Raw genomic sequence first — 25,885 nt, 5'->3', positions numbered from 1 at the left:
CATGGCACCGGCGGCGACGGACGGCAGCGGCGACCCCCGTACGGCACGCACCCGCGGCAGGCTCCGCGCCGCACTGCTGGAAGCCTGCGCGGACCGGCCGCTGGACCGGATCGGCGTGGCGGACGTCGTGCGCGGGGCCGGTGTCGGGCGCGCCACCTTCTACCTGCACTACGACGATCTGCGCGCCCTGGCCGTGGACGCCTGCGCCGACGTCGTACGGGAGGCGGTCGAGGCCCTGCACGCCTGGGACCGTACTCCGCCCGGCCCGGACGCGCCGCCTCAGGAACTCCTCACCCTGCTCCGGGAGATCCGCGGCCGGGCCGCCGTACACCGCGGCCTGCTCGGTCGGGGCGGCGGCGGCCCTCTCGGGGAACTGCTGCACCAGGAGCTCCGGCAGTACAGCCTCGACGAGCTGCGCCGGCGCAGGCCCGGGGGAAGCGGCCACGACCTCACCGCGAGCGCCGTCGCCGGCCTGTTCACCGGGATGCTCGCCGACTGGGTCCACGACCGCACCGACGCCACCCCGGAACAGCTCGCCGGGCGGATCTGGCGCACCCTCCTCGCCGTGCACGCCGCCGCGGTGTCTCAAGGACAGAGCAGGGCGGCCACGGGCCCCGCCGCACCTCTAGGCTGAAGCAGCACACAGAACGAGGGAACGAGGGGTACGACGTGGCGGTACGAGCGGTCCGTGGAGCCGTCCAGCTGGAGCGGGACGAAGCCGGACACATGGACGAGCGGGTGGGCGCACTCCTCACCGCCGTCCTGGAGCGCAACCAGCTCGTCGCCGACGACCTGATCAGCGTCTGGTTCACCGCCACCCCCGACCTGCACAGCGACTTCCCGGCCGCCGCCGCGCGGGGGCTGGGCATCGTCGACGTACCGCTGATCTGCGCCCAGGAGCTCGACATCGCCGGTGCCATGCCCCGGGTGGTCCGCATCCTCGCCCACGTCGAGACATATCTCTCCAAGGCGGAGATCGGTCACGTCTACCTCGGCGCCACCGGCGCCCTCCGCAAGGACATCGCCCAGTGAGAACAGCCGTCGTCATCGGAACCGGCCTGGTCGGCACCTCCGCAGCCCTCGCCCTCTCCGGGCGCGGCATCCACGTCCACCTCGTCGACCGGGACGCCTCGTCGGCCGGCACGGCCGCGGCGCTCGGAGCGGGGACCGAGGACACCCCGGCCGGGCCCGTCGACCTGGCGATCATCGCCGTACCGCCCGCGCACACCGCCTCCGTGCTGGCCGCCGCCATGCGCGACGGGATCGCCCGCGGCTACCTCGACGTCGCCAGCGTCAAGGGCGGCCCCCGCCGCGAGCTGGAGGCGCTCGGCATCGACCTCACGCCGTACATCGGGACGCACCCGATGGCCGGCAAGGAGCGCTCCGGGCCCCTCGCGGCCACCGCCGACCTCTTCGAGGGCCGCCCCTGGGTCCTCACCCCGACCCGGGACACCGACACCGAGGTCCTCAACCTCGCCCTGGAACTGGTCGCGCTCTGCCGCGCGGTCCCCGTCGTCATGGACGCCGACGCCCACGACCGTGCCGTCGCCCTGGTCTCCCACACCCCGCAGCTGATCTCGTCGATGGTCGCCGCCCGCCTGGAGGAGGCCGACGAGACCGCCGTACGCCTGTGCGGCCAGGGGATCAGGGACGTCACGCGGATCGCCGCGTCCGACCCCCGGATGTGGGTGGAGATCCTTTCCGCCAACCCCGGCCCGGTCGCCGACGTCCTGGCCGGCGTCGCCACCGACCTCGACGAGACCGTACGGGCGCTGCGCGGCCTCCAGTCCGCCGACGAGGACAAGCGCCGCGCGGGCACCGAAGGCATCGAGGACGTCCTGCGCCGCGGCAACGCCGGCCGGGTCAGGGTGCCGGGCAAGCACGGCGCCGCCCCGGCCTCGTACGAGATCGTGGCCGTGCTCATCGGCGACCGGCCCGGCGAACTGGCCAGGATCTTCGCCGACGCCGGGCGGGCCGGGGTCAACATCGAGGACGTACGCATCGATCACGCCACCGGGCAGCAGGCCGGACTGGTCCAGCTGATGGTCGAGCCGAGCGCGGCGTCCGCACTGGGCGCGGAGCTCAGCGAGCGGGGCTGGTCGATCCGCCCGTAGCGGGCCCACCCCAAGGGGGACGGGGCCGAGAGGGGTACAAGTGCCCTCCCCGCACTCGGTAACCTTGTGGGGAGGGCGTGCCCTGCCCCGCTCCGCCCACCCCGTGTACCAGGAAGGTGTCCACCACCGTGGAAACCGTAAGTGCCGCCGCCCGGACCGCCCCGGCCGCAGTGATCGTCGCCATCGACGGGCCCTCCGGCACCGGCAAGTCGAGCACCTCCAAGGCCGTCGCCGCCCAGCTCGGCCTCAGCTACCTGGACACCGGCGCCCAGTACCGGGCGATCACGTGGTGGATGCTGAACAACGGCATCGACGTGCGCAACCCCGCCGAGATCGCCACCGCCGCCGCCAAGCCGGTCATCGTCTCCGGCACCGACCCGGCCGCCCCGACGATCACCGTCGACGGCGAGGACGCCTCCGGCCCGATCCGCACCCAGGAGGTCACCTCCGAGGTCAGCGCCGTCAGCGCGGTCCCCGAGGTGCGCACACTGATCACCGACCTGCAGCGCTCCATCGCCGCGGAAGCCGAGCGGGGCATCGTCGTCGAGGGCCGGGACATCGGTACGACGGTGCTGCCCGACGCCGACATCAAGATCTTCCTGACCGCCTCCCCGGAGGCGCGCGCCGCCCGGCGCAGCGGTGAGGTCAAGGGCTCCGACCTCGCCGCCACGAAGGAGGCGCTGATCAAGCGGGACGCCGCCGACTCCGGCCGGAAGACCTCGCCGCTGGCCAAGGCCGGGGACGCGGTCGAGGTGGACACCACCGAGCTGACCCTCCAGCAGGTCATCGAGTGCGTCGTCACCCTCGTCGGGGAGAAGCAGGCCGCGAAGTGACCGAAGCCACCACCGCGCCCACACCGCGCGGAGCGGCCGTCGGGCGCGGGATCGGCATCGGGCTCGTGTACGGGCTCTTCAGACCCCGTGTGCTCGGTGCGTGGCGGGTACCCACCGCCGGACCCGTCATACTCGCGGTGAACCACGCACACAACATCGACGGTCCGATGCTGATGGGCACCGCGCCCCGGCCCGTCCACTTCCTGATCAAGAGGGAGGCGTTCGTCGGTCCCCTCGACCCGTTCCTGCGCGGAATCGGTCAGCTCAAGGTGGACCGCGCGACCGTCGACCGCACCGCCATCACCCACGCCCTCGGCGTGCTGGGGGACGGCGGGGTCCTCGGGATCTTCCCCGAGGGCACCAGGGGCGAGGGCGACTTCGCCTCCCTGCGGGCAGGACTCGCGTACTTCGCGGTACGCGGCGGGGCGCCGATCGTTCCCGTGGCGGTCCTGGGAAGCACCGGGCGTCGCGGACGGTTGATACCGGCACTGCCTCCGCTGCGCAGCCGGGTCGACGTCGTCTTCGGCGACGCCTTCCAGGCCGGCGACGACAGCGGGCGGCGCACCAGGAAGGCACTGGACGAGGCGACGCTCCGGATCCAGGGAAAGCTGACCGCGCACCTGGAGGACGCCAGGCGCCTCACCGGGCGCTAGGTGCTGCGAGACTTGAGTAGTGGGCCGCGCGATCGTGGCCCATCGATGATGATGCAAAGAGGGAACGGACTTCATGAACGACCAGATTCACTCCGACGGCTCGGACCACGAGCACGGAGCACTTGGCGATGCCGAGTACGCGGAGTTCATGGAGCTCGCCGCGCAGGAGGGGTTCGACCTCGAGGACGTCGAGGGTGCGATCGGTGAGGCCGGTCACGGACCCCTTCCCGTCCTCGCCGTCGTCGGCCGCCCCAACGTCGGCAAGTCGACCCTGGTGAACCGCATCCTCGGCCGCCGTGAGGCCGTCGTGCAGGACAAGCCGGGCGTCACCCGTGACCGGGTGAACTACGAGGCCGAATGGGCCGGCCGCCGCTTCAGGCTCGTCGACACCGGCGGCTGGGAGCAGGACGTACTGGGTCTCGACGCCTCCGTCGCCGCCCAGGCCGAGTACGCGATCTCGACGGCTGACGCCGTCGTCTTCGTCGTCGACGCGACGGTCGGCGCCACCGACACCGACGAGGCCGTCGTCAGACTGCTGCGCAAGGCCAAGAAGCCCGTCGTCCTGTGCGCCAACAAGGTCGACGGACAGAGCGGCGAGGCGGACGCGACCGCGCTCTGGTCGCTCGGTCTCGGCCAGCCCCACCCGGTCTCCTCGCTGCACGGCCGCGGCACCGGCGACATGCTCGACGCCGTGCTGGAGGCGCTGCCCGAGGCCCCGGCCCAGACGTTCGGCACGGCCCTCGGCGGCCCGCGCCGCATCGCGCTCATCGGCCGTCCGAACGTCGGCAAGTCCTCGCTCCTGAACAAGGTCGCCAACGAGGACCGCGTCGTCGTCAACGAGCTCGCCGGCACCACGCGCGACCCGGTCGACGAGCTGATCCAGCTCGGCGGCGTCACCTGGAAGTTCATCGACACGGCCGGCATCCGCCGCAAGGTCCACCTCCAGGAGGGCGCGGACTACTACGCCTCGCTCCGTACGGCCGCCGCCGTGGAGAAGGCCGAGGTCGCCGTCATCCTGATCGACTCCAGCGAGTCCATCAGTGTCCAGGACCAGCGGATCGTCACGATGGCCGTGGAAGCGGGCCGTGCGATCGTGCTCGCCTTCAACAAGTGGGACACCCTCGACGAGGAGCGTCGCTACTACCTGGAGCGCGAGATCGAGACGGAGCTCGCGCAGGTCGCCTGGGCTCCCCGCGTCAACGTCTCGGCCGTCACCGGCCGGCACATGGAGAAGCTGGTCCCGGCGATCGAGACCGCGATCGAGGGCTGGGAGACCCGCATCCCGACCGGTCGGCTGAACGCCTTCCTCGGTGAGATCGTCGCCTCCCACCCGCACCCGGTGCGCGGCGGCAAGCAGCCCCGCATCCTCTTCGGCACCCAGGCCGGCGTCAAGCCGCCGCGGTTCGTGCTCTTCGCCTCCGGCTTCCTGGAGCACGGCTACCGCCGCTTCGTCGAGCGCCGCCTGCGCGAGGAGTTCGGCTTCGAGGGCACGCCGCTGCACATCTCCGTCCGGGTGCGCGAGAAGCGCGGCCGCAAGAAGTAGACACACGGCACACGGCTCACGGCGAAGCCCCGGACCCCCCGCGTCGAGCGGGGGATCCGGGGCTTCGCCGTGAGCCGTCAGCCGTGCCTGCCGTCAGGCGTCGGTGGACCCGGGCGGCAGGGCCGCGGGCCTGGCCCGCCCGGCATGCCGTCCCACCCGCTGCCAGGAGCCGAGGTTCCCAGCGTGCCCGCTCTGGCTCCCCTGGCCGTTCGCCGCCGTACGGCCGCTCAGCGGCGCACGGCTGCCGAACATCCCGGTACCGAACGTTCTGAAGCCGAGATTCTCCTCACCGCTCCGGTCCCCCGGGAGTGCCCTGAACGACCGCCGGTACTCGGAGTACAGCGCGTCGTAGATCGGGGTGGGGGACTTGCCGCCCGAGGGTTCCTGCGACGGACGCATGGCCGGGATCGGGTTCTGCTGCTGGCGAGAAGGGTCGTATGAGTGCACGTAGGTGCCAACGACCCCGCCGCCCGTCGGATGCGGGCCCGGCGGAGAAATCGCTGTTCGGCGGGTGCGGGAGGACAGGACGGACACGATCAGGTCCCGGCAAGCGGCATCGACGCGGCGACCAGGAGGCCGTTGACCGCGGCCTTGTCCAGAGCGTCACGCAGCAGGTCCTCGCGCGGCTGCTGGCCGATCGAGCCCACCGGGGAGGCGAAGACGAGCACGGTCTGCGACTTGTTCGCCGCCGCCCGCCAGCCCTCGGTGACCTGGAGCGGCTGATGGGCCTGCCACCAGGCGACCGCGTTGCCACCGCCGGCGCCCGGCTGCAGCACGGCGTGCAGCTGGCCCATGGCGAGCAGGACCGACCAGCCGGGAAGCACGCCCGGCAGCCGGTTCAGGTCGGGCGTGGGCAGGAAGCCCTGCTCCAGCAGCAGCTGGAGGAACTGGTCGCCGTCGCGGCCGTCGGTGCCGGGCCGGGCGATCGGGCCGGTCGGTTCGACGACCAGGGCCGGGCGGAGGTCGTCCTCGATCAGGACGAGACCACTGGTGATGCCGAGGACGGCCTGCTCGGGCACGAGACCCTCCGGATCCTTCTGCTCGCTGCCGGTGATGGACCGCACGGCGCCCTGGAGCTGGTCCTCGGCGACCTGGACGACCTGCGAGGGGATGCAGGTCGCGTGGGCGAAGGCGAGCACGGCGGTCTCGTCGCCCACGAACAGCACCGTGCTGGTGCGTTCCTGGTCGGAGTCGCCGGGGGTGCGGCAGGAGGTGCAGTCGTAACTGCCTGGGGCGCTGTCGCCGACGAGCAGCCGGTCGGCTTCGGCATCGCCGATCTCGGCGCGTACGTCCTCGCTGACGTCGAGCATGCGCGGCACGGGTGGCTCCTCGAACTCGGTTCGTGGGCCGGGCGGTTCCCGGCTCATGAAGAGACAACGGACGACCGGGGGCCCGGGTCACGCGCGAAACGGGGGGAGAAAGCGGGAGAGTGGGCAGGCCGATACGCCGGCAGGTCGCGAAAGTGATCCGGAGTCGGATATTCCGCGAATGCGCCCGCTATGCACGGCCATTAGTTCGAATTGTCACGGCTCTGTACGACTCCTGTGCGAAGTCCGTGTGCTCACCTGACGGCGCGTAAGGTCCGTAACTGACCAGTCGAACAGGGGAAACGACTACGTAATGCACATTTCATTTCTGCTTCACAACGCGTACGGCATCGGGGGAACGATCCGTACCACCTTCACGCTCGCCGGGACCCTGGCCGAGCAGCACGACGTCGAGATCGTCTCCGTCTTCCGGCACCGCGACGCACCCGCGCTGGGTGCCCCCGACGGCGTACGGATGAGCCATCTCGTCGACCTGCGCCGGTCGAGCCCGGACTTCGACGGCGACGCGGCCGAACACGCCCGGTCCGCCACGGTGTTCCCGCGCGGCGACACCAGGCACCGGCAGTACAGCAGGCTCACCGACAGCCGGATCGCGGCCCATCTGGGCTCACTCGAAGCCGATGTCGTCGTCGGCACCCGGCCGGGCCTCAACGTCCACATCAGCCGGCAGGCCCGGCGCGGCCCGGTGCGCATCGGCCAGGAACACCTCACCCTGGACAGCCACAGTTACCGGCTCCGCAGGGAGATAGGGCACAGGTACGGGCTCCTCGACGCGGTCACGACGGTCACCGAGGCCGACGCCCGCGACTACCGGGCCAGGCTGCGACTGCCCGGTGTACGGGTGGAGGTCATCCCGAACAGCGTGCCGGAACCCGCGGGCGAGCCGGCCGGGGGAGACGCCAAGTGGATCGTGGCCGCGGGCCGGCTGCACCGGGTCAAGCGGTACGACGTACTGGTCCGCGCCTTCGCCGAGGTCGCGGCGGCCCGGCCCGAGTGGCGGCTGCGGATCTACGGCGGCGGCGACGCCAGCGGCAACGAACGGCAGACGCTGAGCGGGCTCGTCGACACGCTCGGCCTGCGGGACAGGATCCACCTCATGGGGTCGGTCCACCCGATGGAGGCGGAGTGGCCCAAAGGCTCGATCGCGGCGGTCACCTCCGAGCGGGAGTCGTTCGGCATGACCATCGTGGAGGCGATGCGCTGCGGGGTGCCCGTCGTCGCCACGGACTGCCCGCACGGTCCGGCCGAGATCATCGACGACGGCACGGACGGACGGCTGGTGCCACTGGGGGACACCCGGGCCTTCGCCGGAGCCCTGCTCGGACTGATGGACGACGACGAGCTGCGGCGCCGGATGGGGCGGGCCGCCCTGGCCTCCTCGGAGAGATTCGACCCGGCACCGATCGCGGAACGGCACGAGGCGCTCTTCTCCGAGCTGGCCGCGCGGGGCGGCGCTGGTCGCCGCTCACAGAGCGTCCTGCGCACCGCGTGGCACCGCTCCCGGGGCACCGCGCTGGACGGGGCGTACGCCCTGCGGTACCGGGCCGCCGACACGGTCCGGGGGAGGAAGTCAGGCTGACCGCACCCGGCCGCCCGGCCACTCGCCGCTCGCCGGGCCCTCCGCGACTGTCGGGCCCTCGCTGGATGTCGGCCCTCCGTGACCCGAGGGTTCCCGGACCGTTTGATTCCGGATGATCCGACGGTCCGGGGGGTTCGCGGGCACGGTGCCCGTGAAGGCGTCGGCGCATGCGGCAGGGGATGGGCCGGGGGGAAATATAAGGGGCGCATAAGGGTGAGTGAATTCCGGATGAAGTGACCACCCGCACGCACTCCCGGGGCGCAGCGGAAAACACGGGTCGGGTAATGCCCCTTCCCCGGGAATTGACTTCGGACGGACACCTGGCGGTATTCGGCGGGCAGCCCGCAATTCTCTTTCCGTACATCAGGACCGCGCGTCCGGGTGAAGGTGTCCGACGTAAACACGTGTGGGGATGCTGTGACACAAGCGTGACCGCCGAGGTGCATGAGGATGCACCGAGGGGTACCGCCGCCCCGGCTTCCGTCGCGGGGCGGGGGCACCTACGGTGAGGGGTATGGCACCTATACCGAGCCCTCCCGCACAGCCGGACGACACCCCGGAGTCGTACGTCGGCCTCGACGCCCGGGCCGCCGAGACGCAGGCCAGAGCGCGTGGCTGGAGCACGGTCCGGGCGCTCGCCCCGGGCACGGTCATCACCATGGAGTTCCGTGGCGGACGGATCAACTTCGAGGTGGACGCCTCCACGGTGACCCGCTGCTGGGTCGGCTGAACGGCCCCTCGACGAAGCGAAGGCCCCGACGTCCGTCGGGGCCTTCGCCGTGCGCTGAGCGGTCGTGCGTACCGTCCCCGCAGGTCAGGGGGCGACCGAGCCGCCTGCCACCGGGTGGGACGGGGTCGTGTTGCCCCGGGCGGCACGGTCCGTGTGCGGCGGACGGCGTGAGCCCGCGGGGGTGAGCGGCGTCCGCTCCGAACGCACCGCGTGCGGAGGATGCGCCCGCGTCCGGCCGCCCGCGCCCGCGTGGGCGGCGGTTCCCGACGGCTCGGGCACGGGACTCCTGCTCCCGGTGTCCGTGGCTCCGGCTCCCAGCGCCTGCGGCAGCACCACCGGGGCAGGGTCTTCCGGAGCGTCCGAGGCGGGCCGGCGGAGCCTGCGGCGGGTCCGCCAGCGCGCCCGCACCGACAGGATCCAGATCTCGGCGCGCGTGATCAGCGGCTCGAACCAGGGCAGCGCCAGCATGATCAGCAGACCGGCGGCCCAGCCCAGCAGCACGTCGCTGAGCCAGTGCGTCCCGATGTAGACGGTCGTCAGCCCCACGCCCAGGGAGACGAACGCCGAGAGGGCCGACAGATAGCGCCTGGCCCGCGGCGTGGTGGCCAGGTAGGCCAGGATTCCCCAGGTCACCACGGCGTTGGCGGTGTGGCCCGAAGGAAATATATCGCCGCCGGCGTAGAGCTCCGCCGAGCCGATCTGAGTGGCGTAGTGCGGACCGAGACGCCCCAGGCCGAGCTTGACCGCGCCGACCGTCACATTGAGCAGCAGCAGCGCGGTGCCCAGTGTGAGCAGGGGGCGCAGCGTGTGCTGGCGCCAGGAGCGCCAGCCGAGCCAGGCGGCGACCATCACGGCCGTGGGGCCGCGCTGGCCGAGCACGACGTAGTAGTCGAGGAAGGCATGGACCCCTGGCCACTGCTGATAGGGCCGGAACAGCATGATCTTCCAGTCGAGGGCCACCAGCCAGGAGGAGACGAGCACGGCGACGACGATGGCGAGATAGAACGCCAAAGTCCCGCCGAAGAGAGCGATGCGGTGAGGACTCATCCGCGGGATCTCTATCTTCGGCGGTTCCGGCTCCCGGTCCAGACGGGCAAAGATGTCGGTACGCACGCAATGGACGTTACAGCGAGTGAGTGTGGGATCCGGCCGATCCCGCGTATTTGTGATGACGATGTGATGTGGACTTTGTCTCAGACCGGTATCCATTCGATGCGTCGCGGGGAATCGGATCGGACCCCCAGGGCATTCATGGGGACGGTAATTCGCAGGAATGTTTGATCGTCGATGAAATGGCCCAGTGCGGTGCGGGAATGCATTCGACCGGCCATTGGGGGGATCCGCGGGCCGCCCGCGGGTGTGGGCTCCCGGGGGTGCGGGAGGAGTGGGCGGCGCTCCGTTCCCGCCCGGTCACGGCGGGTCCGCAGGGGCCCCCGCCGACGGGGCCGGAGTGGCGTAGGACACACTCCAGGGCGGGCGACGGTATGAGATGGACCACGTGTGACCACGTGGAACTCGCGTACGCTGACGGCTCACTCGCCCGTCGATGCCGGGCCTGAGGGGCCGGAACCGGTGCCCCCGTAGGTCTGCCGAGCGCGAGGGACTCATTGTGGGAGGTACGTACATGACCGGGACGTCCACGGCCGTGACCCGGCTGCGTGCGGCAGCCGACGGTGCCAACCGATGGGCCGTCCTGGTCGTCCTCTGCCTCAGTCTTCTGCTGGTCGCGCTCGACGCGACCGTCCTGCACGTGGCCGTCCCCGCCGTCACCGAGGACCTGCGGCCGAGTGCCGTCGGCCTGCTGTGGATCGTGGACGCCTACCCGCTCGTGTGCGCCTCTCTGCTGATCCTCTTCGGCACGCTCGGTGACCGGATCGGCAGACGCCGCGTCCTGCTGTTCGGCTACGCCTTCTTCGGGATGGCCTCGGCCGTCGCGGCAGTCGCCGACAGCCCCGGTGTACTGATCGCGGCCCGGGCCCTGCTCGGCGTCGGCGGCGCGATGATCATGCCCGCGACCCTCTCGATACTCCGCCAGGTCTTCCCGGACCGCCGCGAGCGTGCCCGGGCCATCGGGATATGGAGCGCGGTCGCCGCCGTGGGGGCCGCCACCGGACCGGTCATCGGCGGATTCCTCGTCGAGCACTACTGGTGGGGTTCGGTCTTCCTGATCAACATCCCGCTCATGGCCCTGATCCTGCCGGTCGCGCGCTGGCTGCTGCCCGAGTCCCGCGGCTCGGACGAAGGACCCTGGGACGTGGTCGGCGCGCTGACGGCCGCGGCCGGTGTGCTCGGCGTCGTCCTGGGGATCAAGCGAGCGGGCGGCGGCGAGGGGGTGCTTGACCTCGCCACCCTCGGCCCGCTGCTGACCGGCGCGGCGCTGCTCGTCCTCTTCACCCGCAGGCAGAGGCGACGTGAGCATCCGCTGATCGACATCGCGATGTTCGCCCGGCCCGCCTTCACCACCGCGGTCGGCTGCATCGTCCTGGCCATGCTGGCACTGGTCGGCCTGGAGCTGATCGCCGTCCAGTACCTCCAGCTGGTCCTGGACCTCGGCCCGCTGGAGACCGGTCTGCGCCTCCTGCCGCTGACCTTCGCCGCCATGGCCGCGGGTGCCACGGGCTCGTACACCCTGAGCCGCGTCGGGCCGCGCCGCATGGTCGGCTGGGGCTTCGTGCTCACGGCGGCCTCGGTGCTGCTGCTGACCCTGATGGGGCAGCACGACCGGCCCGCGCTGCTCACCGTCGGCTTCGTGCTGCTGGGCTTCGGGCTGCAGTCCACCCTCTTCGGCGCGTACGAGTCGATGCTGAGCGAGGCCCCCGCGGAACGGGCCGGCGGGGCGGCCGCGATAGGCGAGACCTCCTACCAGCTGGGAGCCGGCCTCGGCATCGCGCTGCTCGGCAGCGTCATGAACGCCGCCTACGCCCCCGGCCTCTCCCGGCTCCACGAGGAGGGCGTGCCGGCCGCGGCGGGCGCCGCCGCGTCGAATTCGCTCGGTGAGGCCTACCAGGTGGCGGGGCAGCTGAGCGGCCCCATGGGCGAGCTGCTGCGCGACACGGCTCGGCACGCCTTCGTCGACGGTCTGCACGTCACGCTGCTGGTGAGCGCGGGCCTGCTGCTGCTCGGCGCGCTCGCATCGCTGCGGCTGCCCCGGGTCATGGACTGCTCCTCGGCCAGGGAGGCCTGCGGGGTGAAGGCCGCGGAGCCCACAGGGAGCGCGGAGGCCGTGGTTCCCGGGCCCGCACTGCCGGATCGGGCGGTGGTCGCAGGGCCACGCGCCGAGCCCCGGGGGCTGCCCGCGCAGGACAGGCCGGGGCGGCGGTTCCCGCTGCCCGCGCGGCGCGAACCCGCCGAGGCCACCGGCTCTGGACGGGCGGCACACTGAGCCGTAACGTCAGCACGACGCTGTAACTACCACTGCTAGTTTTAGTCCGTGCGAGCCGCCGGAGGCATTTCCATGTCCGTGAAGCCGTCGAAACTCCCGCCGTTCGACCCGGCCGACCCGCTCGGCATCGACGATCTCCTCGACCCGGAGGACCTCGCGATCCGCGACACCGTGCGGAGCTGGGCCACCGACCGGATCCTGCCGCACATCGCCGAGTGGTACGAGAACGGCGAGCTCCCCGGCATCCATGAGCTCGCCCGCGAACTGGGCTCCCTCGGCGCACTGGGCATGTCCCTGGAGGGATACGGCTGCGCGGGCGCGACCGCCGTGCAGTACGGCCTGGCCTGCCTGGAGCTGGAGGCCGCCGACTCCGGGATCCGCTCGCTGGTCTCCGTCCAGGGCTCCCTCGCCATGTACGCGATCCACCGCTTCGGCTCCGAGGAGCAGAAGCGGCGGTGGCTGCCGGGCATGGCGGCCGGCGAGACCATCGGCTGCTTCGGACTCACCGAGCCCGACCACGGCTCGGACCCGGCCGGGATGCGTACGTACGCCAAGCGGGACGGCGAGGACTGGATCCTCACCGGCCGCAAGATGTGGATCACCAACGGATCGGTCGCCGGGGTCGCCGTCGTCTGGGCGCAGACCGGCGAGTGTGACGGCGGCTCCGGGATCCGCGGCTTCGTCGTACCCACGGACAGCCCCGGATTTTCCGCGCCCGAGATCCGGCACAAGTGGTCCCTGCGCGCCTCCGTCACCAGCGAGCTGGTCCTGGACGGTGTACGGCTGCCCGCCGACGCGGTCCTGCCGGACGTCACCGGGCTGCGCGGACCGCTCAGCTGTCTGAGCCACGCCCGCTACGGAATCGTCTGGGGAGCGATGGGCGCGGCGCGCGCCAGCTTCGAGGCGGCCGTGGACTACGCGAAGGGCCGCGAGCAGTTCGGCCGGCCGATCGGCGGCTTCCAGCTCACCCAGGCCAAGCTCGCGGACATGGCCCTGGAGCTCCACAAGGGCATCCTGCTCGCCCACCATCTGGGCCGCCGGATGGACGCGGGCAGGCTCCGCCCGGAGCAGGTCAGTTTCGGAAAGCTCAACAACGTGCGGGAGGCGATCGAGATCTGCCGTACCTCGCGCACGATCCTCGGCGCCAACGGGATCTCGCTGGAGTACCCGGTGATGCGCCACGCGACGAATCTGGAGTCGGTGCTCACCTACGAGGGCACCGTGGAGATGCACCAGCTGGTGCTGGGCAAGGCGCTCACCGGTCTGGACGCCTTCCGGTAGACCGGAACCGCCGAAACCGGACCTGTCCGGCGAGCGCCTCGCTCAGCTCTGGTTGAAGAAGCCGTCGGCCTGCCGGCCGGCGGCTTCGCCCGTCACCACCTGGGTGTGGGCGGGGGTCAGCAGGAAGACTCTGGTGGCCACGCGCTCGATCGAGCCGCGCAGGCCGAAGGTCAGGCCCGCGGCGAAGTCCACGACGCGCTTGGCGTCGGTGGGATCCATGGCCGTGAGGTTGACGATCACCGGAACGCCGTCCCGGAAGAGCTCACCGATGCCGCGCGCGTCCCGGAAGCTGTCCGGGGTGACGGTGGCGATCCGACGGCCCGTGTTCTCGGCCTTCTCGGAAACCACCTGTACGCGGGGATCCGTCACCCACGGCTGGTTCGTGCCGGTCTCTGCATCCTCGGAGTACTCGTCGTCGTAGTACCGCTCGTCGTTGTCCTCCACGAGGCCCAGCCAGGCACTTGCCTTGCGCACCGATCCCATGGACGCCTCCTCTCACCGCGGTTGGTTCCTGTCTTTCCTATCCCTATGGTCGTCCATGATGCGGATACTGCGCCAAGGGGATAGTCGGCGCGCAGGGGATTCGTGACGCTACTGGTGCAGAACATGTGGCGGTTCGTCAGGGTTCCTGCCGTACAGGGCGGCTTGCGGAAGGAAAATATGAGTTCCCGTCCGTACGGGTGACGGAGGGGACGTACGGGTGAACGGGTCACTCGATACGATGCACGCCGCGCGTGTGCACGAGCGCGGCGCATCAGGTGAACGGCTCCCGGGGGATCGTCGTGTTCGGAATCGTCAGGCCCTGTACCCATCGGCTGTCCGAAGGGCTCAAGGCCGAGTGGATGGCCCATCTCTGCGGGCTCTGCCTCGCCCTTCGCGCGGACCACGGGCAGTTCGCCCGGGTCGTCACGAACTACGACGGACTGATCGTCTCGGTCCTGACGGAGGCTCAGGCAGAACGTACTCCCGCGCAGCGGCGCACCGCGGGCCCCTGTCCGCTGCGCTCCATGCGGACCGCGCCGGTCGCCCGGGGCGAAGGCGCCAGGCTCGCCGCCGCCGTCTCCCTGGTGCTGGCGTCGGCCAAGGTGCGTGACCACGTGGCCGACCGGGACGGGCTGTTGAAGCGCCGCCCGGTCGCCGCCGCGGCGCGCAGGGTCGCCGCGAGCTGGGACAGGGCCGGGGCGCGGACCGGGGCGGAGCTCGGCTTCGACACGGCGGTCCTGGTCGACGCGGTCGACCGGCAGACCGGAATCGAGTCCCTCGCGGGGCCCGGCACCCCGCTGCTGACGGTCACCGAACCCACCGAGACGGCGACGGCCGCGGCCTTCGCGCACACCGCCGTACTCGCGGGCCGGCCGGGGAACGCGACGCCGCTCGCCGAGGCCGGACGACTCTTCGGGCGGCTGGCCCATCTGCTGGACGCCGTGGAGGACAAGGCGGCTGACTCCGCGTCGGGTGCCTGGAACCCGCTCACCGCGACCGGCACCCCGCTCGCCGAGGCCCGAAGGCTCTGCGACGACGCGCTGCACGGGGTGCGCCTGGCGATGCGGGACGTGGAATTCACCGACGGGCGACTGGCGCACGTACTGCTCGTGCACGAGCTGCGGCGCTCGGTGGACCGGGCCTTCGGCTCCACCTCGTGCTCGCACCCGCGGGACGGGCAGCCCTCGGGCTCCTTCGGCCCGCCGCCCGGCAACCCGTACGCGCCGACGACACCCGGCGGCCCGACCGGTCCGCCCCTCCCGCCCGAGCCGCCCCGCCGGCGCGGCCTGATAGCCGGCTGCCTGGTCTGGGCCGGCCTCGCCTGCACCTGCCAGATGTGCTGCGCCGGCACCTTCCACGACCCGTGGAGCGGTCAGGAGCGCGAGGGGCTCTGCCACAAGTGTGACTGCGGGAGCTGCTGCGATGCCTGTGACTGCTGCGGCAACTGCTGCGGGGAAGACGGCTGTTGCAACTGCGACTGCGGATGTGACTGCTGACAGGGGCGTCAGGCAAACGCGCCCGGCTCATGCTCACCTGACCCCGGTCCCGGGTGCCTCACCTGATCTCGGGCGGCGAGATCCGCGACGTGGTGATCGCCGACTCGCCGGTGCCCCACTTCTTCAGGATGCGGTCGTAGGTCCCGTCCGCCTTGAGGCTGTTGACCGCCGCCTGGAAGGCGGGCGCCAGCGGGGTGCCCTTCCTGAAGGCGAAGCCGACGTCGAGCCGCTTGAACTCGTTGAGGAAGCGCAGCCCCTTCTGCTGGGTCACGGCGTAGCGCAGCCCGTTGATCGTCGACATGACGACATCGCTGCGTCCCTGCTGGAGCGAGATCCAGACGGCGGCCTGGTCGGCGTACGTCTTCACCTCGTACGCCTCCTCGCCCGCGTCGGCGCACAGGTGCTTGTTCTCCTCCAGCGTCGCCTCGAACGTGGTTCCGGCGCTGGTGCCCACGGTCAGTCCGCAGAGCTGGGTGAGGTCGGTGACGTCCTTGAGATCGCTGTCGTCGCGGACGGCGAAGCCCTGGCCGTCGTTGATGTACGTCACGAAGTCGATCGTCCTCCGGCGCTCGTCGGTCACCCCGAAGTTGCCGGTGCCCAGGTCGTACTTGCCGCTGCCCAGGGCCGGCAGGACCGCCTCGAACGAGGCGACCTCACGCTTCAGCTTGAGTCCCAGCGCCCGGGCCACCGCGTCCGCGAAGTCGATGTCCGCGCCGGCCAGGGTCCTGCCGTCCTCCAGGTAGAACGCCCCGGGCGGGGTGCCGACGCCGGAGGCGAGGGTGAGGGTGCCGGATTCGCGTACCTCCGCGGGCAGGAGCTTCGCCGCCGCCGGGTCCTTCCTCACCGACGAGACCACATCGGCCGTGGGGATCCTCCCCTTGCCGGAGGTCCCCGCACCGGCCGGTGCGGCCGCCGGGTCACCCGACCCGCAGCCGGTGAGAGCGAGCGCGGCGACGGTGATCAGGGTGAAGGCAGCGGTGTGCCTGGAGCGGGGCATGACGGAAACTCTCCGGATTCGTCGACGGCGCTCCGGTGCGTGGGCAGCACGGAGCGACGGGCGGGAGATCAGCTGAACGAGGGGAGGGCGGAACGGTGTTGTGTACGTGAAGGCACGCGGGAAAGGTGCTCGGGCGCGGAAAGGGGCGCGAGCGGAGGAGCGCGGAGAGGCAGCGGGGTCAGCTCAACAGGAACAGGACCACACGCGACCGAAGTCGATGTGGGAGCGGGTGACCAGCCACTGCTGCGCGTACATGGCCTCAGTGGAACAGGCATCCGGGTACTCGTCAACCGCGTCCGTACCCGCGGCTCACAGTATGGACACGCTTGACAACATGCCCCTGGCAACGATTGTCTCGGAACCGGATCGGCGCTGAGGGGCCCGGCCCACGTTGTGTTCGCGCTGTAGGCACGTACCGTGTTCGATCTCTGCATCCACGGAGCCCCGTATGCCCGCGCAGACTGACACCCTTCACCAGGGACAGCTCACCTCCCCACCCGCCCAGGGTGCCGGCGACACCGTGCCGCGCGTCGTGCCCGTGCGCCGGACCGGCCGGTGGGCGGCGGCGGTCGCCGTCCTGCTGCTCCTCGCCGGGGCGCTGGTCTCGGTGGTCCGGAACGACGCCTTCCAATGGGGCGTCGTCGGTGACCACCTCACCACCGGTCCGGTGCTGCGCGGCCTCGGCCTCACCCTGTGGCTCACGGGTCTCGTCATGGTGCTCGGCTTCGCCCTCGGCACCCTGCTGGCCGTCATGAGGCTTTCCGGCAACCCGGTTCTACAGGGGGTCAGTTGGGGCTACGTCTGGCTGTTCAGGTCCACGCCGATCCTGGTCCAGCTGCTCTTCTGGTTCAACATCGGCGCCCTCTACCCGCAGATCCTCGGAGTCGACACGGTCGATCTCCTCGGCCCGCTCGCCGTCGCCGTCATCGGCCTCACGCTCCACGAGGCCGCGTACGCCGCCGAGGTGGTGCGCGGTGGCATCCTCTCCGTCGAACCCGGACAGCTGGAGGCCGCCCAGTCGCTCGGGCTCGGCCCCTGGCGCCGGCTGCGGCGGATCGTACTGCCCCAGGCCATGCGCTCCATCGTCCCGCCCGCCGGGAACATGCTGATCGGCACCCTCAAGGGCACCTCGATCGTCAGCATCATCGCCGTCCAGGACCTGCTCCACTCGGTGCAGCTCGTCTATCACCGCACCTACGAAGTCATCCCGCTGCTGCTCGTCGCCACCCTCTGGTACGTCGCCGTCACCTCCCTGCTGTCCGTCGGGCAGCACTACGTCGAACGCCACTACGCACGCGGCACGGCAGGCGCACGATGAGCGGCGTACCGACGCTCGTCGTCATAGGCGGTGGCCCGCGCGGCACCGGCGTCATCGAGCGGATAGCGGCCAACTCCGCCGAGCTGTACGGGGAGGGGCGACTGGACATCCACCTCGTCGACCCGTACCCGCCGGGCGGCGGCCGCATCTGGCGGCAGGACCAGTCCCCGCTGCTCTGGATGAACTCCATGGCCGAGGACGTCACCATGTTCACCGACGACACGGTGAAGCAGGACGGTCCGATACGCCCCGGCCCCGCCGTGCACACCTGGGCCGCCGACGTCCGCGAAGGGCGGACCGTCCTCGACACCGACCCCGGGATCCTCGCCGAGATCCGGGAGCTCGGCGCCCAGGACTTCCCCAGCCGGCGACTGCAGAGCGCCTATCTGCGCTGGGTGTACGAGCAGTCCCTCGCCGCCCTCCCGCCGGGCATCACCGTGCACGAGCACCAGGCGTACGCACACCGCGTCTCGGGGTCCCACGACGGCCGGCAGCAGGTCTGGCTCCAAGGGCGCGCCGAACCGCTCCTCGCCGACCTCGTCGTCCTCACCGTCGGCCATCTGGATGCCGAACCGGAGCCGGAACAGGTGGAGTTGGCCGCATTCGCCGCCCGGCACCAACTGGTGCACCTGCCGCCCGACTTCACCGCCGACAGCGACCTCTCCGCCCTGCCCGCGGGCGAGCCCGTCATCGTGCGCGGCTTCGGTCTCGCCTTCATCGACCTGATGGCGCTGCTCACCGAGGGGCGCGGCGGCCGGTACGAGGACGGGGTCTACCTCCCCTCCGGCCGGGAGCCCGTCCTGTACGTCGGATCGCGGCGCGGCGTGCCCTACCACGCCAAGATCGGCTACACCTGGCAGGGCGAGCAGCCGCCCCTGCCCCGCTACCTGGGACCCGACCAGGTGGACGCGGTGCTCGCCGGCACCGGCCCCCTGGACTTCCGGCGCGACCTGTGGCCCTCGGTCGTCAAGGAGCTCGGACACGCGCACTACCACCGGCTCTTCACCGCCCACCCCGAGCGCACCGCGGTCGGCTGGGGCGACTTCGAGGAGAAGTACGCCGTCGCGGAGCCCGGCAGCCCCGAACTGCAGGCCCTTCTCGCCTCGTCCGTACCCGACCCCGCCGACCACCTCGACCTGGACGCGCTCGACCGGCCGCTGGACGGGCTGCGCCACCCCTCGTACGACTCCTTGCAGGACGGGCTGCGCGCGTACATCACCGCCGACCTCGAACGCCGCCACGACCCCCGGCACAGCCCCGACCTCGCCGTCTTCCTCGGCCTGCTGTCCGTGTACGGGCAACTGGTCCGCGCCGGCGACATCGGCGACCGGTGGCACGGCTTCTTCAGCTACCTCGCCTCCGGCCCGCCCGGCCCCCGCCTCCGTCAGCTCCTCGCCCTCTCCCGGGCCGGAGTGGTCCGCTTCCTCGGCGCCGGGATCACCCTGGAGACGGACGAGCAGCGAGGGGTCTTCCGGGCCGGCAGCGCCACCGTGCCCGACGAGCACATAGAGGCCAGGGCACTGGTCGAGGCCAGGCTGCCCGATCCCTCCCTGCGGAAGACCCGCAGCCCACTGCTGCGCGGACTGTACGAGGACGGGGCCGCCGGCACCGACACGGGGCTGCTCCGTGTCGACCCGGGCGACAGCAGGATCCTGGACCGTGACGGCAGCCCGCATCCGCGCCGCTTCGCCCTCGGCCCGTACACCACCGCGCGTTCGAGCGGTGCTTTCACCCGGCCGCGTACCGGCGGCCCGGCCTTCCGGCAGAACGACGCTGCCGCCCGCGCGGTGCTCGCGTTCCTCCGCGACCTCTCCTGTCGCGGCGGCCACACCGCCTGAGCGCGGCAACGCCCCCTCTCGTCGCCCCGTCGTTGAAGGAACACCACCATGTCGCTGACCAGCGATCCCCCCTTGGGCAAAGAGCCTCTCGACACAGCGCCCCCCGGTGAGGCGCCGCCCGGTGAGAAACCCCGGCGAACGGCCCCGTACGACGACGGGTCCGACTTCTCGGACCTGACCGTCGTCCCCGTGCGGCACCCCTGGCGCTGGGTCGCCGTCGCCGTCACCGCCGTGCTGCTCGCCCAGTTCCTGAACGGGCTGATCACCAACCCCGGCTGGGAATGGGACGTCTTCGCCCGGTTCATCACCACCGAGACCATCCTGAAGGCCGTCTGGGTCACCCTGCAGCTGACCCTCTACGGAACGGTGCTCGGCTTCGCGCTCGGCATCGTCCTCGCCTTCATGCGGCTGTCCGCCAGCCCGTTCCTCAGGGCGGTCGCGTACGCCTACATCTGGGCGTTCCGCTCGATCCCGCTCATCGTCCAGCTGCTGTTCTGGTTCAACCTCGCCTACCTGTACCAGGAACTGGAGTTCGGCATCCCCTTCGGACCGGGCCTCTTCACCTTCGACACGATGAACCTCGTCGGGGCGATGAGCGCGGCCGTCCTCGGACTGGCGCTGCACCAGGCGGCGTACGCGGCGGAGATCGTGCGCGGCGGCGTACTGGCCGTCGACAGCGGACAGCTGGAGGCCGCCGCCGCCCTCGGAATACCCCGGCTGCGGCAGCTGCGACGGATCGTCCTGCCGCAGGCGATGCGCTCCATCCTGCCGAACGCCGCCAACGAGATCATCTCCCTCTTCAAGGGCACCTCGATCGTCTCCGTGATGGCGATCGGCGAACTCTTCTACCAGGTCCAGGTCGTCTACGGCCGCAACGGCCGGGTCGTCCCGCTGCTGATGGTCGCCACGGTCTGGTACATCCTCCTGACCACCGTTCTCTCCGTCCTCCAGCACTACGTCGAACGCCACTACGCCAAGGGGGCCGTGCGATGAGCGCACCCACCGATGTGTCCGAGGACGCGCCCGCGAACACCACGGACGCCATGGTCGAGATCCGCGCCGTGCACAAGAGCTTCGGCACACTCGAAGTGCTCCGCGGCATCGACCTGTCCGTACGCGCCGGAGAGGTGACCGTCGTCCTCGGCCCCTCCGGCTCCGGGAAGTCCACCCTGCTGCGCACCATCAACCACCTGGAGAAGGTGGACCGGGGCTGGGTCAGCGTCGACGGCACCCTGGTCGGCTACCGCCGCTCCGGGAACAAGCTGTACGAGCTGCGCGAGCGTGAGGTCCTGAGGCAGCGCACCCGGATCGGCTTCGTCTTCCAGAACTTCAACCTCTTCCCGCACCTGACCGTCCTCGAGAACATCATCGAGGCCCCGGTCGCCGCCCTCGGCCGCCCCCGCAAGGACGCCGTCGCCGCCGCGGAGGCGCTCCTGGCCCGGGTCGGTCTCGCCGACAGGGCGGGGTCGTACCCGAAGCAGCTCTCCGGCGGCCAGCAGCAGCGCGTCGCCATCGCCCGGGCGCTCGCCCTCGAACCGAAGCTGCTGCTCTTCGACGAACCGACCTCCGCGCTCGACCCCGAACTCGTCGGCGAGGTCCTCGACGTCATCAAGGACCTGGCGCACCAGGGCACCACGATGATCGTGGTCACGCACGAGATCGGCTTCGCCCGGGAGGTCGCCGACACCGTGGTCTTCATGGACCGGGGGCGGATCGTCGAGCAGGGTCCGCCCGCCGATGTACTCGACCGCCCGGTCAGGGAACGCACCCGCGCCTTCCTCTCCAAGGTCCTCTGAGCCGTGCCGCCGCAGACCGTTCTTCCTCGGCCCGAACTCCCGCCCTCCCCGCACGCAAGGAGCAGTCATGTGTCCGTCCGCCGCACCCTCGTCGTCGCCCTCGCCACCCTCACCGCCGCCGGGCTGCTCACCGCGTGCGGCAGCAGCGACGCCGCCACCGACGTGATCCGTCCCGAGGGGCAGAAGGACACCGGGATCGACATCGGCCCCGACCAGAAACGGATCAGGGGCGAGAAGGTCGACGCCATCGCGGCCAGGGTGCCCGCCGCCATCCGTGAGCGCGGCACGCTCCGGCTCGGCGCGAGCGCCGACGCCTCGCCCCCGCTCGGCTTCTACGCCACCGACGACAAGACCCGGATCGGCAGCGAGATCGACCTCGCGACCCTGATCGCCGACACGCTCGGGCTGGAGCCGGACTTCCAGGAGGTCTCCTGGGAGAACCTCTTCGTCGGCCTCGACAGCTCCAAGTTCGACGGCGTCCTGTCCAACGTCACGGTGACCGAGGAGCGCAAGGAGAAGTACGACTTCGCCACCTACCGGCTCGACAACATCGCGTTCGAGGCGAAGAAGGGCTCGGGCTGGAAGGTGAGGTCGCCCGAGGACGTCGCGGGCAGGACGATCGCCGTGGCCTCGGGCACCAACCAGGAGAAGATCCTCGTCGACTGGAGCGAGGAGAACGCCGAGGCCGGGCGGAAACCGGTGGAGATCAAGTACTTCCAGAAGGACACCGACTACTACCTGGCCCTCCAGTCGGGCCGGATCGACGCCTACCTCGGCCCGAGCCCCTCGGTCAACTACCACGTCGCCTCGGCCGGGCAGTCCGAGATCATCGGCACGCTCTCCGGCGCCGGCGACGGCATCCAGGGGAAGATCGCCGCCACCACGAAGAAGGACAACGGCCTGGCCGATGCGTACGGCGCCGCCATCGACCACATCATCCAGGACGGCTCCTACGCCCAGGTGCTCGACCGCTGGGGGCTGGCCAACGAGGCCGTCGAGAAGTCGGAGATCAACCCGCCCGGCCTCCCCAAGACCGAGAACTGACCCCGAGAGGTCCCGCATGTCTGCCACCAGGCCGCTCCATCTGGCCGCCGAGATCGGCGGCCCGCCGCGCTACGACGCCGCCTCCCACATCGCCCTCGCCCGCCTCGCCGAGCAGGGCGCGCTCGACTTCGTCACCCTCGGGGACTCCTTCGCCCGCCCCGGACCCGACGCGCTCGCCGTGCTCGCCCGTGTCGCCCCGGCCACCGCCCGGATCGGCCTCGTGCCGACCGTCACCACCACCCACACCGAGCCCTTCCACATCTCGTCCGCCGTCGCCACCCTCGACTGGGTCAGCGGCGGCCGGGCCGGCTGGCACGCCGACGTGTCGACCACCGAGGCCGAGGCCCGGCTCTTCGGCCGGCGCGGTGCCGCGTCCGCCGCCGCCCTGTGGCAGGAGGCGGGCGAGGTGGCCGACGCCGGGGCCCGGCTGTGGGACAGCTGGGAGGACGACGCCGAGATCCGGGACGTCGCCACCGGCCGATTCGTCGACCGCGACAAATTGCACCACGTCGACTTCGAGGGCAGCACCTTCTCCGTGCGGGGCCCGGCCATCGTGCCCCGGCCGCCGCAGGGCAGGCCCGTCACCGTCATCGACGGCACGAGCGGCCCCGCCAGGGAACCCGCCGCGCGGCACGCCGACGTCGTGTACGTCCGGGCCACCTCGCCCGAGCAGGCGTCCGCGCTCCGTGACGACGTACGCCGCATCGCCGCCGCGCACGGCCGCGATCCCGACGCCCTGCGGGTCCTGGTCGCGCTCACCGTCGACCTCGGGGACGCCGAGACGGCGACGGAACCGGGACCGGGACCGGAGAGCGGCCCGCGGCTCGCGGGCCGGGGGACGTACTTCCGCGGCGGCCCGGTCGACCTCGCCGAGCTCATCACCCGGTGGCACCGGGGCGGCGCCGTCGACGGTTTCCACCTCACGCCCGTCACCCCCGAACGCGACCTCGAGAGGATCGTCAACGGCACCGTGGCCCTGCTCCAGCACCGCAGCCTGTTCCGCACCTTCCACCCCGGTGGCACGCTCCGCGAGCACCTCGGCCTGACCCGCCCGGCCAACCGCTACGCGCTGGCCCCGACCTCGGGGGGCACGGCATGAAGCAGATGCACCTCGCCGCGCACTTCCCGGGCGTCAACAGCACCACGGTGTGGGCCGATCCCCGCTCCGGGAGCCAGATCGACTTCGCCTCCTTCGAGCACCTGGCCAGGACCGCGGAACGCGGGAAGTTCGACTTCTTCTTCCTGGCCGAAGGACTGCGGCTGCGCGAGCACAACGGCCGGATCCACGATCTGGACGTGGTCGGCCGGCCCGAGTCCCTCACCGTGCTGAACGCCCTGGCAGCCGTCACCGACCGCCTCGGGCTCGCCGCCACGGTCAACGCCACCTTCAACGAACCGTACGAGCTCGCCCGGCGCCTCGCGACGCTCGACCACCTCAGCGACGGGCGCGCCGCCTGGAACGTCGTGACCTCCTCCGACGCCTTCACCGGGGAGAACTTCCGCCGGGGCGGCTACCTCGACCGGGCCGACCGCTACACCCGCGCCTCCGAATTCGTCGCCACGGCACGCGAGTTGTGGGACTCCTGGGCACCGGACGGCACCTCGCGCCCGTTCGCGCACACCGGTCGGCACTTCGACATCTCCGGGGAGTTCACCGTCCCCCGTTCGCCGCAGGGGCACCCCGTCGTCATCCAGGCGGGGGACTCCGCCGAGGGCCGGGAATTCGCCGCGTCCGCCGCCGACGTCATCTTCACGCGGCACGACACCCTGGAGGCCGGCCGGATCTTCTACGCCGACGTCAAGGCGCGGCTCGCGAAGTACGGCAGACAGCCGGACGACCTGAAGATCATGCCCGGGGTCACCGTCGTCATCGGTGACACCGACGCGGAGGCCCGGCAGAACGCCGCCGAGATCCGCCGCCTCCAGGTCTCCCCGCAGAACGCCATCCTCGCCCTGGAACAGGTCTGGGGCCGCGACCTCTCCTCTTACGACCCCGACGGACCACTCCCCGCCATCGACCCGGACCCCGAATCGGGCCTGGCGCAGGGCAGGGTCAGGGTCGCGGACCCGCTCGCCGTCGCCGCCGAGTGGCGTGCCCTGTCGGCCGCCAAGGGGCTGTCCATCCGCCAGACGGTCATCGAGACCACGGCCCGGCAGTCCTTCATCGGCTCCCCGCGGACGGTCGCCGCCGAACTGGAGACGTTCGTCTCCACCGACGCCGCCGACGGCTTCATCCTGATTCCGCACCTCACACCGGGCGGCCTCGATCCCTTCGTGGACCGGGTCGTCCCGCTCCTCCAGGAACGTGGCGCCTTCCGCCGCGAATACTCCGGCTCCACCCTGCGATCGCACCTCGGGCTGAAGGAGCCGGTATGGAAGGGTTGACCGCATGAGCACGGACGCACAGCAGGAGAGTCAGGACAGCGGCGGCAGCGGGAGCGCGGGGATCGGCGGAGGCGGCGTGGGAAGCCAGGACTTCCAGGAGTGGCAGCGCTGGCACGAGGAGCGCATCGTCGCGGTGGCGGCCCCGCACGGCCCGCTCTCCCTCACCGGCACCCACTGGCTCTCCGACCACCCGGACGGTCGAATTCCGGCCGTGCCGGGGCAGTGGCGTACGGACGGCGACGAGGTCGTGCTCACCGCCTCCCCCGACGACGGGCTCACCGTCGACGGCAAACCGCTGGCCGGGCAGGTCCGGCTGACCGCCGACCGCGGTCCCGTCGACGCCTCCCGGGTGGCACGGGGCGAGCGCCGACTGGTCCTCCTGAGCCGCGAAGGCCTGTGGGCGGTAAGGGACTTCGACCCCCTGTCACCAGCCCGGCACGACTTCCGCACCATCGACGCCACCCCGTACGACACGCGCTGGTCGCTGGACGGCATTTTCCGCCCGTACGGCAGCGGCCGGACCGTCCGGGTGGAGAACGCCGACGGGCGCGAGCGCGGGCTGGGGCTCGGCGGCGAGATCGCCTTCACGCTCGACGGCACCGAGCACACGCTCCAGGTCGCCGTCGAGCCCGACGGCTCGCTCTGGGCCGTCTTCGCCGACGCCACCAGCGGGAACAGCAGCTACCGTTTCCGCTTCCTGCGGCCCGGAGCACCCGACGAGGACGGCAGGGTGAAGGTCGACCTCAACCGGGCGCTGCTGCCTCCGTGCGCCTTCGCCGACCACTTCATCTGCCCCTTCCCGCCGCCCGGCAACACCCTCCCGGTCCCGGTCGCGGCGGGGGAGCGGAACCGTATCGACGCCTGATCCGTCCCACCGCCGACGCAAGGCCCGGCACACCGGCCCCGGCAGCCCCAGAGCTGCCGGGGCGGTTCCGGTTGCCCGGCCTCCCGCGGCCGAAAGGCGCCCTTGTGCGGCGAATTGACGCCCCCGATACTCCCGAGCAGCGCTGGTCGGACGTACGGATCATCCGGAATTCGAACACTTTGGGAACACGTCCCGGAGGCATTCCGGAACGAGCCCGTGC

The 25,885-nt window shown here is 71.5% G+C and carries 24 protein-coding genes; 19 read left to right on the top strand and 5 right to left on the bottom strand.

Annotation, left to right across the window (positions count from 1 at the left end; all coding sequences use genetic code 11):
- The first annotated feature begins 1 nt into the window (after position 1).
- From ACFWVP_RS10805 to der, 6 genes are all read left to right on the top strand, one after another.
- On the top strand, positions 2–634 hold the full coding sequence (locus tag ACFWVP_RS10805; RefSeq protein WP_384495448.1) for a TetR/AcrR family transcriptional regulator: 633 nt from the start codon (positions 2–4) through the stop codon (positions 632–634).
- Between the two features lie 35 nt (positions 635–669).
- Positions 670–1,032 carry a chorismate mutase gene (gene aroH, locus ACFWVP_RS10800; protein ID WP_384495446.1) on the top strand — a complete coding sequence of 121 codons (363 nt, stop codon included), beginning with the start codon at positions 670–672 and terminating at the stop codon, positions 1,030–1,032.
- On the top strand, positions 1,029–2,114 hold the full coding sequence (locus ACFWVP_RS10795; RefSeq protein ID WP_384495444.1) for a prephenate dehydrogenase: 1,086 nt from the start codon (positions 1,029–1,031) through the stop codon (positions 2,112–2,114). Before aroH ends, ACFWVP_RS10795 begins: the two co-directional genes overlap by 4 nt.
- A 116-nt stretch (positions 2,115–2,230) precedes the next feature.
- Positions 2,231–2,947, top strand: a complete 717-nt coding sequence (cmk, locus tag ACFWVP_RS10790) for a (d)CMP kinase (RefSeq protein ID WP_384495443.1) — start codon at positions 2,231–2,233, stop codon at positions 2,945–2,947.
- Positions 2,944–3,600 carry a lysophospholipid acyltransferase family protein gene (locus tag ACFWVP_RS10785; protein WP_384495441.1) on the top strand — a complete coding sequence of 219 codons (657 nt, stop codon included), beginning with the start codon at positions 2,944–2,946 and terminating at the stop codon, positions 3,598–3,600. Before cmk ends, ACFWVP_RS10785 begins: the two co-directional genes overlap by 4 nt.
- A 73-nt stretch (positions 3,601–3,673) precedes the next feature.
- Complete coding sequence (gene der, locus ACFWVP_RS10780) at positions 3,674–5,143, top strand: ribosome biogenesis GTPase Der (protein WP_384495440.1); 1,470 nt, start codon at positions 3,674–3,676, stop codon at positions 5,141–5,143.
- 93 nt (positions 5,144–5,236) lie between these two features.
- Here der and ACFWVP_RS10775 read toward each other — a convergent pair whose 3' ends face one another.
- Both ACFWVP_RS10775 and ACFWVP_RS10770 read right to left on the bottom strand, forming a co-directional pair.
- Positions 5,237–5,542 (bottom strand): hypothetical protein, encoded by a 306-nt coding sequence (locus ACFWVP_RS10775; protein ID WP_384495439.1) that lies wholly within the window; start codon positions 5,540–5,542, stop codon positions 5,237–5,239.
- Between the two features lie 137 nt (positions 5,543–5,679).
- The gene (locus tag ACFWVP_RS10770) at positions 5,680–6,462 is read right to left on the bottom strand and encodes a hypothetical protein (RefSeq protein WP_384495437.1); all 783 of its coding nucleotides are present in this window, start codon (positions 6,460–6,462) and stop codon (positions 5,680–5,682) included.
- A 301-nt stretch (positions 6,463–6,763) separates the two neighbouring features.
- Here ACFWVP_RS10770 and ACFWVP_RS10765 point away from each other — a divergent pair, with 301 nt between their 5' ends.
- Both ACFWVP_RS10765 and ACFWVP_RS10760 read left to right on the top strand, forming a co-directional pair.
- A complete protein-coding gene (locus ACFWVP_RS10765; protein WP_384495435.1) occupies positions 6,764–8,050 on the top strand; it encodes a glycosyltransferase family 4 protein in 1,287 nt (428 codons plus the stop codon).
- Between the two features lie 514 nt (positions 8,051–8,564).
- Positions 8,565–8,780, top strand: a complete 216-nt coding sequence (locus ACFWVP_RS10760) for an I78 family peptidase inhibitor (RefSeq protein ID WP_384495434.1) — start codon at positions 8,565–8,567, stop codon at positions 8,778–8,780.
- Between the two features lie 84 nt (positions 8,781–8,864).
- On the opposite strand, the gene ACFWVP_RS10755 is transcribed toward ACFWVP_RS10760, so the two are convergent.
- On the bottom strand, positions 8,865–9,893 hold the full coding sequence (locus ACFWVP_RS10755) for a phosphatase PAP2 family protein (protein ID WP_384495432.1): 1,029 nt from the start codon (positions 9,891–9,893) through the stop codon (positions 8,865–8,867).
- A gap of 511 nt (positions 9,894–10,404) precedes the next feature.
- On the opposite strand from ACFWVP_RS10755, the gene ACFWVP_RS10750 reads away from it, so the two are divergent.
- Together ACFWVP_RS10750 and ACFWVP_RS10745 are read left to right on the top strand one after the other, a co-directional pair.
- Positions 10,405–12,162 carry an MFS transporter gene (locus tag ACFWVP_RS10750; protein ID WP_384495431.1) on the top strand — a complete coding sequence of 586 codons (1,758 nt, stop codon included), beginning with the start codon at positions 10,405–10,407 and terminating at the stop codon, positions 12,160–12,162.
- Between the two features lie 72 nt (positions 12,163–12,234).
- Positions 12,235–13,443 carry an acyl-CoA dehydrogenase family protein gene (locus tag ACFWVP_RS10745; RefSeq protein WP_384495430.1) on the top strand — a complete coding sequence of 403 codons (1,209 nt, stop codon included), beginning with the start codon at positions 12,235–12,237 and terminating at the stop codon, positions 13,441–13,443.
- Between the two features lie 42 nt (positions 13,444–13,485).
- Here ACFWVP_RS10745 and ACFWVP_RS10740 read toward each other — a convergent pair whose 3' ends face one another.
- Positions 13,486–13,926: a cell division protein SepF gene (locus ACFWVP_RS10740; protein ID WP_384495428.1), complete on the bottom strand. Its 441-nt coding sequence runs from the start codon at positions 13,924–13,926 to the stop codon at positions 13,486–13,488.
- 299 nt (positions 13,927–14,225) lie between these two features.
- Here ACFWVP_RS10740 and ACFWVP_RS10735 point away from each other — a divergent pair, with 299 nt between their 5' ends.
- Positions 14,226–15,422, top strand: a complete 1,197-nt coding sequence (locus ACFWVP_RS10735) for a DUF5685 family protein (protein WP_384495426.1) — start codon at positions 14,226–14,228, stop codon at positions 15,420–15,422.
- A 58-nt stretch (positions 15,423–15,480) separates the two neighbouring features.
- Here ACFWVP_RS10735 and ACFWVP_RS10730 read toward each other — a convergent pair whose 3' ends face one another.
- A complete protein-coding gene (locus ACFWVP_RS10730) occupies positions 15,481–16,419 on the bottom strand; it encodes an ABC transporter substrate-binding protein (protein ID WP_384495425.1) in 939 nt (312 codons plus the stop codon).
- Positions 16,420–16,867: 448 nt separating this feature from the next.
- Between ACFWVP_RS10730 and ACFWVP_RS10725 the strand changes: the two genes are divergently transcribed.
- From ACFWVP_RS10725 to ACFWVP_RS10690, 8 genes are all read left to right on the top strand, one after another.
- Complete coding sequence (locus ACFWVP_RS10725; protein ID WP_384495423.1) at positions 16,868–17,737, top strand: amino acid ABC transporter permease; 870 nt, start codon at positions 16,868–16,870, stop codon at positions 17,735–17,737.
- A complete protein-coding gene (locus tag ACFWVP_RS10720; RefSeq protein WP_384495421.1) occupies positions 17,734–19,575 on the top strand; it encodes an FAD/NAD(P)-binding protein in 1,842 nt (613 codons plus the stop codon). The genes ACFWVP_RS10725 and ACFWVP_RS10720 overlap by 4 nt, the downstream gene beginning before the upstream one ends.
- A gap of 48 nt (positions 19,576–19,623) precedes the next feature.
- Positions 19,624–20,568, top strand: a complete 945-nt coding sequence (locus ACFWVP_RS10715; RefSeq protein WP_384495420.1) for an amino acid ABC transporter permease — start codon at positions 19,624–19,626, stop codon at positions 20,566–20,568.
- A 50-nt stretch (positions 20,569–20,618) separates the two neighbouring features.
- Positions 20,619–21,371 (top strand): amino acid ABC transporter ATP-binding protein, encoded by a 753-nt coding sequence (locus ACFWVP_RS10710; protein ID WP_384495514.1) that lies wholly within the window; start codon positions 20,619–20,621, stop codon positions 21,369–21,371.
- Positions 21,372–21,440: 69 nt separating this feature from the next.
- Positions 21,441–22,415 carry an ABC transporter substrate-binding protein gene (locus tag ACFWVP_RS10705; protein WP_384495418.1) on the top strand — a complete coding sequence of 325 codons (975 nt, stop codon included), beginning with the start codon at positions 21,441–21,443 and terminating at the stop codon, positions 22,413–22,415.
- Between the two features lie 16 nt (positions 22,416–22,431).
- A complete protein-coding gene (locus ACFWVP_RS10700) occupies positions 22,432–23,514 on the top strand; it encodes an LLM class flavin-dependent oxidoreductase (RefSeq protein ID WP_384495416.1) in 1,083 nt (360 codons plus the stop codon).
- Positions 23,511–24,800: an NtaA/DmoA family FMN-dependent monooxygenase gene (locus tag ACFWVP_RS10695; protein WP_384495414.1), complete on the top strand. Its 1,290-nt coding sequence runs from the start codon at positions 23,511–23,513 to the stop codon at positions 24,798–24,800. The genes ACFWVP_RS10700 and ACFWVP_RS10695 overlap by 4 nt, the downstream gene beginning before the upstream one ends.
- Before the next feature lie 4 nt (positions 24,801–24,804).
- The gene (locus ACFWVP_RS10690) at positions 24,805–25,665 is read left to right on the top strand and encodes a DUF1684 domain-containing protein (protein WP_384495413.1); all 861 of its coding nucleotides are present in this window, start codon (positions 24,805–24,807) and stop codon (positions 25,663–25,665) included.
- Positions 25,666–25,885: the final 220 nt, after the last annotated feature.

The sequence above is a fragment of the Streptomyces sp. NPDC058637 genome, from assembly GCF_042717325.1.
Classification (GTDB): domain Bacteria; phylum Actinomycetota; class Actinomycetes; order Streptomycetales; family Streptomycetaceae; genus Streptomyces.
This window is presented reverse-complemented; position numbering and strand designations above follow the sequence as displayed.

What these genes read in the sequence shown, in the direction of transcription:
- ACFWVP_RS10805 (WP_384495448.1), top strand. Translation starts at nt 2, where the DNA reads ATGGCACCGGCGGCGACGGACGGCAGCGGCGACCCCCGTACGGCACGC.
- der (WP_384495440.1), top strand. Translation starts at nt 3,674, where the DNA reads ATGAACGACCAGATTCACTCCGACGGCTCGGACCACGAGCACGGAGCA.
- ACFWVP_RS10775 (WP_384495439.1), bottom strand. Translation starts at nt 5,542, where the DNA reads ATGCGTCCGTCGCAGGAACCCTCGGGCGGCAAGTCCCCCACCCCGATC.
- ACFWVP_RS10765 (WP_384495435.1), top strand. Translation starts at nt 6,764, where the DNA reads ATGCACATTTCATTTCTGCTTCACAACGCGTACGGCATCGGGGGAACG.
- ACFWVP_RS10760 (WP_384495434.1), top strand. Translation starts at nt 8,565, where the DNA reads ATGGCACCTATACCGAGCCCTCCCGCACAGCCGGACGACACCCCGGAG.
- ACFWVP_RS10750 (WP_384495431.1), top strand. Translation starts at nt 10,405, where the DNA reads ATGACCGGGACGTCCACGGCCGTGACCCGGCTGCGTGCGGCAGCCGAC.
- ACFWVP_RS10745 (WP_384495430.1), top strand. Translation starts at nt 12,235, where the DNA reads ATGTCCGTGAAGCCGTCGAAACTCCCGCCGTTCGACCCGGCCGACCCG.
- ACFWVP_RS10740 (WP_384495428.1), bottom strand. Translation starts at nt 13,926, where the DNA reads ATGGGATCGGTGCGCAAGGCAAGTGCCTGGCTGGGCCTCGTGGAGGAC.
- ACFWVP_RS10730 (WP_384495425.1), bottom strand. Translation starts at nt 16,419, where the DNA reads ATGCCCCGCTCCAGGCACACCGCTGCCTTCACCCTGATCACCGTCGCC.
- ACFWVP_RS10725 (WP_384495423.1), top strand. Translation starts at nt 16,868, where the DNA reads ATGCCCGCGCAGACTGACACCCTTCACCAGGGACAGCTCACCTCCCCA.
- ACFWVP_RS10720 (WP_384495421.1), top strand. Translation starts at nt 17,734, where the DNA reads ATGAGCGGCGTACCGACGCTCGTCGTCATAGGCGGTGGCCCGCGCGGC.
- ACFWVP_RS10715 (WP_384495420.1), top strand. Translation starts at nt 19,624, where the DNA reads ATGTCGCTGACCAGCGATCCCCCCTTGGGCAAAGAGCCTCTCGACACA.
- ACFWVP_RS10710 (WP_384495514.1), top strand. Translation starts at nt 20,619, where the DNA reads ATGGTCGAGATCCGCGCCGTGCACAAGAGCTTCGGCACACTCGAAGTG.
- ACFWVP_RS10700 (WP_384495416.1), top strand. Translation starts at nt 22,432, where the DNA reads ATGTCTGCCACCAGGCCGCTCCATCTGGCCGCCGAGATCGGCGGCCCG.
- ACFWVP_RS10695 (WP_384495414.1), top strand. Translation starts at nt 23,511, where the DNA reads ATGAAGCAGATGCACCTCGCCGCGCACTTCCCGGGCGTCAACAGCACC.
- ACFWVP_RS10690 (WP_384495413.1), top strand. Translation starts at nt 24,805, where the DNA reads ATGAGCACGGACGCACAGCAGGAGAGTCAGGACAGCGGCGGCAGCGGG.